The sequence below is a fragment of the Deltaproteobacteria bacterium genome (assembly GCA_016874735.1).
In the GTDB taxonomy this organism is placed as follows: domain Bacteria; phylum Bdellovibrionota_B; class Oligoflexia; order Oligoflexales; family CAIYRB01; genus CAIYRB01.
In genome coordinates, this window is record VGTI01000005.1 from 82,804 (window position 1) to 95,059 (window position 12,256).

Annotated in this window: 11 protein-coding genes; 7 read left to right on the forward strand and 4 right to left on the reverse strand. The window is 53.6% G+C overall.

Translation table 11 applies throughout. The features are described from left to right. Positions 1-37: 37 nt before the first annotated feature. Together clpB and FJ146_05130 are read right to left on the reverse strand one after the other, a co-directional pair. Positions 38-2,647 carry an ATP-dependent chaperone ClpB gene (gene clpB, locus FJ146_05125; protein MBM4251330.1) on the reverse strand — a complete coding sequence of 870 codons (2,610 nt, stop codon included), beginning with the start codon at positions 2,645-2,647 and terminating at the stop codon, positions 38-40. A gap of 156 nt (positions 2,648-2,803) precedes the next feature. After that, the gene (locus FJ146_05130; protein MBM4251331.1) at positions 2,804-3,904 is read right to left on the reverse strand and encodes a glycosyltransferase family 4 protein; all 1,101 of its coding nucleotides are present in this window, start codon (positions 3,902-3,904) and stop codon (positions 2,804-2,806) included. 123 nt (positions 3,905-4,027) lie between these two features. On the opposite strand from FJ146_05130, the gene hemL reads away from it, so the two are divergent. Together hemL and FJ146_05140 are read left to right on the forward strand one after the other, a co-directional pair. Next, the gene (gene hemL / locus FJ146_05135) at positions 4,028-5,311 is read left to right on the forward strand and encodes a glutamate-1-semialdehyde-2,1-aminomutase (GenBank protein MBM4251332.1); all 1,284 of its coding nucleotides are present in this window, start codon (positions 4,028-4,030) and stop codon (positions 5,309-5,311) included. Further along, a complete protein-coding gene (locus FJ146_05140) occupies positions 5,256-6,341 on the forward strand; it encodes a hypothetical protein (GenBank protein ID MBM4251333.1) in 1,086 nt (361 codons plus the stop codon). The genes hemL and FJ146_05140 overlap by 56 nt, the downstream gene beginning before the upstream one ends. 53 nt (positions 6,342-6,394) lie before the next feature. Here FJ146_05140 and FJ146_05145 read toward each other — a convergent pair whose 3' ends face one another. Together FJ146_05145 and FJ146_05150 are read right to left on the reverse strand one after the other, a co-directional pair. Beyond that, positions 6,395-6,961 carry a hypothetical protein gene (locus FJ146_05145; protein ID MBM4251334.1) on the reverse strand — a complete coding sequence of 189 codons (567 nt, stop codon included), beginning with the start codon at positions 6,959-6,961 and terminating at the stop codon, positions 6,395-6,397. Then, complete coding sequence (locus FJ146_05150; protein MBM4251335.1) at positions 6,958-7,155, reverse strand: hypothetical protein; 198 nt, start codon at positions 7,153-7,155, stop codon at positions 6,958-6,960. Before FJ146_05150 ends, FJ146_05145 begins: the two co-directional genes overlap by 4 nt. Before the next feature lie 225 nt (positions 7,156-7,380). Here FJ146_05150 and FJ146_05155 point away from each other — a divergent pair, with 225 nt between their 5' ends. The 5 genes from FJ146_05155 (at position 7,381) to FJ146_05175 (ending at position 12,247) form a co-directional block, all read left to right on the forward strand. Then, positions 7,381-8,610 carry a hypothetical protein gene (locus FJ146_05155; GenBank protein MBM4251336.1) on the forward strand — a complete coding sequence of 410 codons (1,230 nt, stop codon included), beginning with the start codon at positions 7,381-7,383 and terminating at the stop codon, positions 8,608-8,610. 152 nt (positions 8,611-8,762) lie between these two features. Next, a complete protein-coding gene (locus FJ146_05160) occupies positions 8,763-10,079 on the forward strand; it encodes a beta-mannosidase (GenBank protein ID MBM4251337.1) in 1,317 nt (438 codons plus the stop codon). A 49-nt stretch (positions 10,080-10,128) separates the two neighbouring features. Continuing rightward, positions 10,129-10,698 (forward strand): chromate transporter, encoded by a 570-nt coding sequence (locus tag FJ146_05165; protein ID MBM4251338.1) that lies wholly within the window; start codon positions 10,129-10,131, stop codon positions 10,696-10,698. Continuing rightward, positions 10,692-11,234 (forward strand): chromate transporter, encoded by a 543-nt coding sequence (locus FJ146_05170; GenBank protein MBM4251339.1) that lies wholly within the window; start codon positions 10,692-10,694, stop codon positions 11,232-11,234. Before FJ146_05165 ends, FJ146_05170 begins: the two co-directional genes overlap by 7 nt. A gap of 131 nt (positions 11,235-11,365) precedes the next feature. Continuing rightward, on the forward strand, positions 11,366-12,247 hold the full coding sequence (locus tag FJ146_05175) for a hypothetical protein (protein ID MBM4251340.1): 882 nt from the start codon (positions 11,366-11,368) through the stop codon (positions 12,245-12,247). Positions 12,248-12,256: the final 9 nt, after the last annotated feature.

Below are 12,256 nucleotides of genomic sequence, written 5' to 3' on the forward strand. Positions count from 1 at the left end.
TCTGAACACTTCAGACTGGGCATCGACCTTTTTAGCTTTAATGAGGCTGCTCGCAACTTAAGCTAAGTGCACCGTCCTTAACGTCGACAGTGACACGCGATCCGTCTTGAATGCTACCAGCGATGAGCTGTCTACCAAGGCGAGTTTCTAGCTCACGTTGTAGGTAGCGTTTAAGGGGACGAGCACCATAGACCGGATCATAAGCGGCTTTGGCCACAAAGGCCTTGGCACCCTCTGTCATCTCAAGTTTGATTTGGCGATCAGCCAACCGTAGCCTCAGACTGTCGATCAAGAGATCGACGATGTGCTCAACCTCAGACTGCGTTAGCGGCTTAAACAAAATGACGTCGTCAACACGGTTTAAAAACTCCGGCCTAAAATGCGCCTTCAACGCGCTTTCCACCGCCTTTTGCGCTTTGTCGGCAATCATGCCGTGTTTATCGATCCCGTCTAGCAGATACTGAGCACCGATATTACTGGTCATGATGATGATGGTATTCTTAAAGTTAACCGTACGACCTTGGTTATCGGTCGCTCGACCATCATCCAGAATCTGCAGCAACACATTGAACACATCGGCATGAGCTTTCTCAATTTCGTCGAAGAGCACAACCGAGTATGGCTTGCGCCTCACAGCCTCTGTGAGTTGTCCGCCTTCCTCGTATCCTACGTAGCCCGGAGGAGCTCCGATCAGGCGAGAAACCGAGTGTTTCTCCATGTACTCCGACAAATCCAGTCTGACGACAGCGTCACGACTATCGAAAAGCGCCTCGGCTAACGCTTTAGCTAGTTCGGTCTTACCTACCCCGGTCGGTCCGAGAAAGATAAAGGAGCCGATCGGACGATTAGGATCTTTGATCCCAGACCTCGCCCTAATCACGGCATCAGCCACGTGCTGCACGGCCACATCCTGCCCTATCACGCGTTGATGGAGAAGCTTATCCAAATTGAGCAACTTGTCGCGCTCACCCTCGACCAGCTTAGTCATCGGAATGCCGGTCCATTGACTGACGATCGCAGCGATTTCGTCAGCCGTGACCTCCTCGCTGAGAAGGCTTTCTCCGCCAGTTTTTTCTGCGAGTTTTTTCTCCTCACGTTCAAGCTCTGCCGTCAGCTGAGGTAGCTTACCGTGGCGCAGCTCGGCCGCTCGGTCCAAGTTGTAATCACGCTCGGCGACCTGGATGAGGCGCTTGGCCTCCTCGACCTTTTCGCGAAGTTCGGACACTTTGTTAAGGTGCTGCTTCTCCGTCTGGTAGCGTGCCCGCATGACGTGAGCACTGCTGCGCGCGTCTTGCAATTCTTTTTGCAGTTCCGCCAGACGCGTTTTACTAGCTGCATCCTTCTCTTTTTTAAGTGCAGCCTCCTCAATTTCAAGACGCATCACGCGACGCTGCGCCGTGTCTAGCTCAGCCGGCAGCGAGTCAATCTCCGTACGCAACTTAGCACATGCCTCGTCCACAAGGTCGATCGCCTTGTCGGGCAGGAATCGATCTGTGATATAACGATGCGACAAAGTCGCAGCGGCTACGAGAGAGTTATCGGCAATTTTAACCCCGTGGTGCACCTCGAAGCGCTCTTTTAGACCACGCAGGATCGATACCGTGTCCTCCACCGTCGGCTGATCCACCGTTACAGGTTGGAAACGCCGTTCAAGAGCGGCGTCCTTCTCAATGTATTGACGGTACTCGTCCAGAGTGGTGGCACCGATGCAGTGCAATTCGCCGCGCGCTAGCATGGGCTTTAGCATGTTGCCGGCGTCCATCGCACCTTCTGCCTTACCAGCACCGACGATCGTGTGGAGCTCGTCGATGAAGAGGATGGTCCGCCCCTCAGCCTGCTTCACCTCATTGAGCACAGCTTTGAGTCGCTCCTCAAATTCACCACGATATTTGGCACCAGCTACTAAAGAACCCATATCGAGAGCAAAGACGGTTTTGTCTTTGAGTCCCTCGGGTACGTCACCGCGCACAATTCTGTGCGCTAAACCCTCAACGATTGCCGTCTTGCCTACCCCTGGCTCACCGATGAGCACCGGGTTGTTTTTAGTTTTGCGGCTGAGAATGCGAATGACGCGCCTAATTTCTTCGTCGCGTCCAATCACTGGGTCTAACTTGCCGTCACGGGCAGCTTGCACCAAATCACGACCATACCGCGTCAGAGCCTCGTAGGTGTCCTCAGGCGTAGCACTTTCCACTCGCTGGTTACCGCGCACGGCGGTGAGAGCCTGCAGAAATCCTTGCTTATTCAGGCCGTAGTTGGCCAAGAGTTGCCCAACCTTGCCTTTATCGTTGATCAACTCGAGAAAGAGATGTTCCACCGATACGTAAGCATCTTTGAGGCGCTTTGCTTCTTTTTCGGCGCTGATAATGGCTTGCGACAGTTGCTGTGTCACGGTGATCCGATCAGGACTGTAGCCAGACCCAGAAACACTAGGTTTTTGCGTCAGTAGCCTCTCAACATCGCGGACGACGTCCTTGGCATTGATGTCCATCTTTTCGAGTAACCGAGGAATCAACCCCTGCTCCTGCGTCACCAGAGCGTGCAACAGGTGCTCCGCGCTCACCTCGCCGTGTCCATGTTCGACGGCCTCGCGCTGCGCCGCTACGAGAGCTTCCTGGGATTTTTGTGTGAGTTTTTGCATATCCATAAGAATCGTGTCTCCAATCTTTGTGGGGGCCATGCGGGCATGCTCGGAGCCAAGCTCTGAAACATAGATCCCGTCACTTCAAAGGTGGAGTCCCTAAGAGCAATGTCAAGGCACACCGCCTTAACTGACGGCCCAGCCAAATCCCACTGCTATGGCCTAAGATCTCAGAAGTTTTTGATAAACATCGAGGTTGCCGGCAATCATCGCACCGACAGAAAATTCCGCGTCGATGTGAGCACGCCCAGCCGCATTAAGACGCTTCCTTAAATCGTGTTCGTGCAGGAGCCGCGTCAAATTTAGGGCAAGTCCATCGGCATCGCCATCGGCGCTGAGTAGGCCCGTCACCTCCGGCATGATCACCTCGGGGATGCCACCGACCGCCGTAGCGGCGACGGCTAAACCAGCTGCCAATCCATCGAGCAGGATCGTGCCCAGTCCCTCAAAGTGAGAAGGCACCGCCAGAATGTCCAAGGCCCGGAGGAAAGTCGGAACTTCCTTAATAAAGCCGAGGAAAGTGACGTGATGCGCCAGTCCTAGGGTCTGCCTTTGGCACTCCAAGTCGCTCATAAGGGGGCCATCGCCCGCGATGAAAACATGAAAATTTTCGCCCTGCCGCTTCAGGATCGCCGCAGCATCGAGTAAGACCTCGTAACCTTTTTGATCGGTGAGCGCTGAGGCGTTGCCAATCAGCATGGTACCAAAGTCGAGACCGAAGCTCTGTGTTAGCTCACGCCGCGCCTGGACCGCGTCTATATGTTCGTAAATTGCCGGGTCTATGGCGCTGCGCACAACTTCCAGACGGGCCGCGGGCACTCCGTATTGGGTGAGCACGTTGGCTATGGCATGAGAGATCGCCACATAGCGATCCACCTTAGGAGACAGATACTTACGCCGATTGAGCAGGCCACGGTGCGGCGCATAGTCGACGCGCCGATGGACAACCAGACGCGTCCCTGGGCAAAAGTGCCGCAGCAGCAAACCCATGGCGTGCCCGTTAGATGTATGGGCATCGATGATATCGATTTTCTTAGACTTACAGTAGTTGGCTAGCTGTCTGGCGGCGAATAGATCAAAGCCACCGCGCATTGGCAGCACGATCTGCTGGGCTAGCCCCCGCAGGCGCTCTATGGCGAGGCTGCCAGGGCGCAAAGCCACATGGTTCTCGAGATCGGTGCCTTTTAGCCCGTTGAGCAAGAGTCGCAGTTGGTTTTCACCGCCGCGCCAAGTAAGCTCGGTATCGATATGGAGGATACGCATCAGTCGACCTCGCCCCCCCCTCTCTAGGCTAGCTGGTCATTTTGTAGGTGCGGGTGGGGCAAAAAAAAATTATCGTCGCCCCTCCAGGCTATATGTTTTGACGCAAGATGATAAGGAATTCTGATGTACTGCGAAAAATCCCGGCAGGCCATGCGCGCTGCTCGTGGTGTGATTCCTGGTGGTGTCAACTCACCCGTGAGGGCGTTTGGATCCGTCGGCGGTGATGCCCTGTTCATTGACCGCGCCCAGGGCGCTTACATTTATGATATCGATGGCAACAAATACATTGACTACGTCGGCAGCTGGGGACCGGCTATAGCCGGTCATGCGCATCCCGAGGTGGTTGAGACTTTAAGCCAGGTCATGCGACGCGGACTTAGTTTTGGTGCGCCGACGGAGGGCGAGACTAAGCTGGCCACGACGATTCGTGACATCTATCCCTCGATGGAGCGGGTACGTTTGGTCTCCAGCGGCACTGAGGCCTGCATGGCAGCGCTGCGGGTGGCACGGGCTTTCACACGGCGCGATAAGATTCTCAAGTTTACAGGGTGTTATCATGGCCATGCCGACATGCTCCTCGTGAAAGCCGGATCCGGCGCCCTGACTCTAGGACTGCCTGATAGCCCCGGAGTTACCGCGGCTGCGACACAAAATACCCTAGTAGCGACTTATAACGACCTGGACGAAGTTAAGTCAGTGTTCGCTGCGAACCGGGGCGAAATCGCTGTCGTCATTCTGGAACCAATCGTTGGCAACGCTGGCTTCATCAGGCCGGAGCCAGGATTCCTGGAAGGTCTACGCGAGCTTTGCACCGCGGCAGGTACACTGTTGCTCTTTGACGAGGTGATGACAGGTTGCCGCGTGTCTATAGGCGGGATGCAAGGTCTCACCAACATCGTCCCTGACCTGACGACGCTTGGTAAGGTGATCGGCGGTGGGCTACCTCTAGCCGCCTATGGTGGCCGCGCATCGATTATGGCTATGGTGGCACCTGAGGGGCCCGTTTACCAAGCAGGAACGCTGTCGGGTAATCCTCTAGCCGTAGCCAGCGGCCTAAAGACTCTCGAGATTATTAGACGGCCAGGAGCCTTTTCCGCCCTGGCGACCCGTACGGCCAAGCTAGTGTCAGGACTCAAAGCCACCATGGGTCGTCGCGGCGTGCCGTTCACGGCCGATAGTGAGGGTGGGATGTTTGGCTTCTTCTTCCATCCTGGACCGGTCACGTCACTGGAGCAGGCCAAGGAAGGTGATACCATTCGTTTTAAGAAATTCTTCCACGCCATGCTACAGCGCGGGATTTATTTTGCGCCTTCAGCCTTTGAGGCAGGTTTTGTCTCGATGGCCCATAGTGATGCCGACATCACTCGTACGATCGAATGCGCTGAGGAAGCGATCAAGGAGTGTTAATTTGTTAGGTCAATCCGGTAAGGCGCAAGCCTCGTCGCCTCTTCGTCTAGGTTGGATTCCTTATTGGAACCTATTACCACTAAGGCAAGAGCTTGAGCGTTTATTGGGACCCGAACTAGAGTTCCACCGTGGTCATCCAGCGCAAGTCAACAAGTGGCTAGCCGAGGCCAAGATTCAGTTAGCTCCTAGCTCCAGCGTTTGCTTGGTTAAAAACAGCGCCATGGAAGTGGCGGTGCCTGTCGGGATCGCTTCGCTAGGACCAGTGCTCAGTGTCTATCTTGGTCTCCATCAGGACGATGGTGAGTTGACTGAACTACTTCATCGTCGGCAAGCGCTCCTAAGAAAAATCTTTAAGATCGCGCTTCAAAGGTACGAAGGCGATGTGCGCAGTGCCGCCAACTACATATTTACCGCTGCTGACGCGTTACCCCCTGTGCCCACTGAGAAAGTGCCCGTGCTTTCGGTAACACCAGCTTCGGCCACTAGCACTCAGCTGGCACGCATCCTCTACCGGCTATGGTTTGGTGAGGCGAATTACGAGCAACGCGCTGGTTCCAGTAGCGGCCTAAGTGCCGTAGTCAGCACCATGCGTCCCATCGATTTGCTGATCGGTGACGAGGCTTTGGTCAAACGTCCTGCTTATCGCAGCGTGATTGATCTGAGCGAAATCTGGCGCGACCTCACTGATTTGCCTTTTGTGTTTGCCGTGTGGCAATGCTCGAAACGCCCACTTAGCACGCAGTGGCGACAAAAAATCATTGAGGCCGCCGAGTTGGCTCAAGCGCGGATGCACGTAGAGCCTAGTCATTACTTTCCAGATCCCATGGTCGTCGATATGCACGGTAGTGCCATTGACCTCGCCGCTTATTGGCGCGGCATTCAGTATCGCCTTGGGCCATCCCATTTTCGCGGTTTAGCGCTATTCCTCGCACTAACACGCGCTATGCAGCCTAGTGCGATTGACGATCAGGCCGTGGTCAAGATGATGCGTTGGGAGTCCTACGGTCAGATGACAATGCCCTCAAACTAAAAGGGCCTGAGACAAGAGTCTTAGGCCCACGAAGCTACTACCTCAGCCGACAGTCAAAGGCACTGTTGCTGATCTACCCTCTCGTATGTGTTCCAGCCAATTTCGACCGAGTAAACTGACTGATCGGTCGCGATTTTCTGATTGGTCTGGACATGAATCCAACGATTTTCGTTTATTTGCAGCGTATTTTGGCGACGCAGATGATCGTAAGGGCGATCACTGTCACGCCTTGGCTTCGCAGCTGGATCAGCGAGACAATTCCATTGATTTAGTATCCACGGACCCTCACAGCTATAACGCAAATCACCGAACGGACCGGTTACACTCTGGCGCCACTTGCCGTCCTCTAGCTCCGTCCACTCCTCTGTCCAATGAGGTTGATGGTGACCTTGTATAATTAGGGTCCGGTTTATGACTAAAGGTGATTCACTCACTAACTCGGCTTTTTCAATGACTGGGGGATAATCTTTGTCGTGTGTCCCGTCCTCAATATAATGAAAGACGACGCTAAAGCAGCCAGTCATCTGCCGTATCAAGCTGGCGGGTGCTGTGGGATCTGCTGCCGCATACGTTGGACTAGATATCGCCATCATTGCCAAGAGATATTTCACGCAATTCATTGCTGTTCTCCGTTAATCACCCGCAGTTTGGGCGCCTCGGCAGTTACAGATTGTTGCTGCAGTCTAGTCGCTGCGGCATGAATGACTGTCGCAACAGCCAAAAAACTCGTCTGATCAAGGCGCACCGTCATGGCCCCTATCGAAAGATGCACCAATCCGCCTGGGCACTGCTGGATCCTTATCATCTGCTGCATGGTTGGCTCCGTGAGTTACACAAAATGACGTCTACGAACCCAGACTGCCATCTTTGATATTGAGAATCAATATCATTTTGATGGCCTTCCCTCTTGAGCGCGCGATCTGGACAGAAACACTTTAACCTATTGTATTTATTTTGTTTTCAAAAGTTTCTAAAATTTGGTATTTTGAGAATCGTTTTCATTTGATAACCTCCCGCCTCCTAATTGAGAGGTACCCCTATGCCCCCATCCAACGCTTTTGTCGTCGTGACTAGTTTGTTGCTCCACTCCGCCCTGGGCCTTGCCGCTCCGTCGTCTCAACTAGCTTCAAGGGACATAACGAGAGCCAAAGATCTAGCTGTGGTGTTACCGGCCCTTGGTCATACAAAGATAGCCGCTGATGAGGCATTGTTCCCTGCACCGTGGTGGCACGCTATCTTTGACGCTTTTCATCAAACGAGTGTCGGCGACGCGTTGGAGACGGAAAATAAGCTAAAGGACTGGCGTTTAGTGGCGATGCGATTTGCCCCATGTCAGCCGCTTCTCCCTTTCGTCACACCACGCAATGCGAGACTTTGTCAGCCTGAGCTCCGTTTGGTGTGGCAACCCATCACTCAACATTTTGTCCGTGACAGATGGCAAGCCCACGCTGACGATCGAGCGTTTCATGCACTTTACAGATTTGAGCCGGAGGCTGGGCTTGATAAGGATCAGGCTCTCCGTTGGCAAGAACTTCACGAACGTGCTGAGCATCTCCAGGCTGCCGAAGAACTAGAGTTCGATAAGTTAAATCGGCAATTAGTCGATGTGCTGGTCACCAAGTTAAAACAGCTACGCGGCAGCAACCCGGTCTCACTATACGACGATCTAGGCGAGCGCCCTGAATTTTCCCAGCAGGAATCCACTGCTGACTTTTTGCAACGTTTAAGTAGCTTTCTCCACACTTTTGCCAAACCACAAAATCTCACACAACTCACCGCTTTCTCGTTGCCTGAGGGGCGTGATCCCCCGATGATCGATGAGTGGGTGTTTATCGCTTTTGAGCCCATTTCGGCAGGGAGCGAACTAAAACGCCAGGAGCTTACGGTTAAATCAGCACGTGATGGGCGTATTTTGGCTAGCTATGGACTTAAGGCACGAGGCACTGTGCGCCGCGACGACGAGTCCCTTGTCGACCTGAAGGATCAGCTAGAGCGGACCAACAAAGGCGCTGATTGGGCTGAGCTCGACGCTGCCGTAATCTGGACTTTTCCCGAGCGTAAACGCAAAGCGGCTCGTATTGCTGACCCACACCAAACCCACGTGGCGCACACTAGCTGTATATCCTGCCATAAACTGGGGCCAGTTAATTTCGATCTACACAATCTGAGCTATTTTGAAAATCACGACATATCGATAAGCCCCAGAGTAAAACACGATGTCGGTCGCGAGCTTGAATGGCTGAGCCAAAGCCAGAAGATAACTAAGTAAATATAAATTTTTGTTGGTCTTTACCGGTCGCAAATTAGTTTGCGCCACTTTCCTCGCCCAGTAATTTCTGCCAAACTAACAGGTAGGTTATTTCTGCCTACCTGCTCTACCTACCTATTCCAATTTCACCATCTGGACCGAGGATACTGCCTATGCTCCTGCCCTGGGACTGTGATCGCCTTACGAAGTTCATGTTTGCATGTTTGCTACTGGTTCTTGGCATCATGGATTTACCTGCAGCTTATGCAGGTCCTAATAGTGGCGATCGCGAGTTTGTCCAAGTCCAGGGCCGGCATTTTGTGATTGGCGCTAGACGTTACGCCTACCTCGGGACCAACCTCTGGTATGCCGCGAATCTCGGGGCAGAGGGTAATACTGCAGGACGCGCAAGACTCGTGCGCGAGCTCGATCGGCTGGCAAAACTGGGCGTTCGCAACTTGCGAATCATGGCCGGCACCGAGGGGCCAGACGATGCACCGTGGCGCATGTCCCCGTCGCTGCAACCCAGACCCGGAGAGTATAATCAAGCCGTACTCAGTGGTCTTGATTTTGCTCTGGTGGAAATGGCTAAACGTTCGATGCGGGCTGTCCTCTGTCTCGGTAACTATTGGCACTGGTCGGGTGGCTTTGCGCAATATTTGCAATGGGCTGGTGTAGGCCCCATACCCTATCCACCTCCGGCTGAGGGCGGCGATTGGAATACCTACAAAGGTTACGTCGAGCAGTTTTTTACTAACGCCGCGGCCAAAGCTGCGTTCGCGCGCCATATCGAATTCATGGTAAGGCGCGTCAACAGTATCTCGCAAGTCGCCTACACAGATGACCCAACTATCATGTCGTGGGAACTCGCTAACGAACCAGATGCCTACGACAATAAGCGCGCCTTCGTCGACTGGGTAGCTGACAGCGCTAGGCTCATTAAATCGCTCGACTCCCATCACCTGGTCATCTCGGGGAGCGAGGGCGAAACGATGCAGGACGTGAACGAGCTATCTGATATCGATTATGGTACGACTCATATCTGGGTTCAAAATGCTGGTTGGTATAATCCGGCTGACCCCAGGACTTATCGAGAAGCTGTCAAAAAAGCGATCGCAAGCCTCGCCAAATCACGCGCCGTTATGTCCAAAGTTGGTAAACCGCTGGTGCTTGCTGAATTTGGTATCGCTCGTGATCTAGGTCGTTATGAAGCAGAAGCCCCTGCGACGCATCGTTTGCATTTTTTCAACAAGCTACTTGGACGCGTCTATTCAGCGGCTAAAGTTAGCGACGAACTGGCCGGGGCCAACTTCTGGGCCTGGGGTGGCGAGGGACGTCCACGCCAACCCGGATCCTCATGGTCACTGGGCGATGACTTTACTGGTGATCCACCCCACGAACCTCAGGGCTGGTACTCTATCTATGACCGAGACATCGATATGGCTTTACTGTTAAAGCGTTATGCTGGCCTCTTTCGCACCATTCACTGATCGTCGATTGATTTAGATTCTTTGACGCATAATCCTTGATGGCACCTTGATGACGCGGGCAACGCATACTGAGTGGATTTGGCTCAATTTCAAGATTGGCACCTTCAGTATTGGTGTCGCTTCGCGTCTACAACTTTTTGAGGAAGCGATCGTCCGTAAACACAAGTGGTTAAGCGCAGATGAGTTTCAAGAATTACTTACACTAGCGCAGATGCTGCCTGGACCAAACCTGGTCAATTTCGCCATGTGCGCTGGATCGCTTTTGGTGGGAAGATTGGCGGCTATACTAGCCGTAGTGGCACTGATACTACCCGGCGCCATCTTAGCTATAGCTGTATATAGCATCGCGCCCCTTCATGATCTTCGTGTCAAAATCTGGTTCCAAGGAATGGCGATCGGTGCGTTCTTGTTAACGGCACGCTTCATCTGGCAGCTTGCTATTGGCCTGCGCTTGACCTTGAACGACCAAGGCAAGCCGGCCACTGGAGCTAGTCGTAAGTGGTGGGGCCGCGCCTTAATTGCTGCTAGTGTCACGGTTGCCAGCTTTTATGGGCTACCCGTGGTCATCGTGGTACTTGTCGCCGCGGCCGTCTGCCTCTTATGGGAGTTTAGCTGGTGATTTATTGGCAGCTATTTTTCCTCTTCGCCAGTGCCAGCCTTCTGGCGTTCGGCGGTGCCATAGGCATGCTTCCTTCGATCAGCGATGCCGTTGTAAACACTTTTCACTGGCTTGATACCGAATCCGTCATGCGCTCTTATGTACTAGGTCAGTTTATGCCTGGACCGAATATGGTTATGGCTACTCTCGTTGGTTATCAGGTTGCTGGATTTAAGGGGGCAACGGCTAGCACGATCGGCATGTATCTCGCTCCCATAGCGCTCACGAGTGTGGTTACGCAAATTTATTACCGCCACCGAAGTAAATCATACGTGCGCCGCATCGAGATCGCATTGCGCCCGCTTGCCCTGGGCTTGGTCTTGGCCGCAACACTGCGGTTTCTCAGCGACGAGATGAAACAGCATGTATTCATCGGTGCGAGCATCGGGTTACCAGTGGTATGGCTGCACTGGCGCGGGCACGTCAATACCGTGGTAGGTGTGCTCATGATGGGTGCTGGATGGTACGTGGCCTACCTACTAGAGCTGCTAAGCTAAACTCATGTAATGCAGAGAACTTTAAGATGATAGCGCTCAAAAAAAAGCAAACAATTAACTTTTATCTAAAGTTTTTACCCGAAAGTGCCGATAAGGGCCGTCAGTCGGAGTTGTCGCAGTCGGGGTTTTTTATGAAAAGAGTTCGAGCGGATGGTTGGTTACTATTAATTTCATTAAACATAGTAGGCTTAGTCGCGTGCAAGCCTGCCTCCAGCGGTAGCGCACGAGCACCGGCTCCTGGTGCCTCCGAAGAGGAGGACGAAGATGACACTGGCGGAGCTGCTGTGCCGCCGGCCACGACGCCTGCCACGACCACGGCTAGCGTTCCCACGACGCCCACGACGGCAGTGCCACCAACAACGATCACTCCTGGTGGCGGCAACGGCCAGCCCGGAGGCTTTATCGGCAATCTAATTAGTCAATTCACTAATGGCGGTGGGCTCGGTGGGCTCACCAGTAGCCTCGGTGGCCTCTTTAACGGCGGGGGACTCGGAGGTTTCGACCTCGGTAGTCTCCTGAATGGGCTTGGTGGAGGACTCGGCGGACTAAACAATAATGGTTTTGGTGGTCAGTCGAGCACCAACAGCGGTGCTAGCAATGGCACAACTACAAACTCAACCAACCAAATAGCCCTAGTTAGTAACTCTGGCGATCTGCGGGTTGACTGCCTCAATGCTATAAACGCCTACCGCGCTTCTATAGGGCGCTCGGCCTTGACGTTGAAAAATGACGCAACCACAAATAGCTGTGTCGATAAGCAGTCTGCTGACGACGGCGCCATCGGAGCCGCTCACCGTAACTTTGGTAAGTGCGGCGAATCCGCGCAAAACGAATGCCCGGGGTGGGGTGGTGAGACTGGCACGGCCCAAAACGGCTGTCTCAAAATGATGTGGGGCGAGGGCCCAGGTGGTGGTCACTACGAGAATATGGCCAACGCTGCCTACAGGCAGGTGTCCTGTGGTTATGCGCAAGTAGGTGGCAAGCTTTGGATGATCCAAAACTTTTATCGCTAAGGCTTGGAC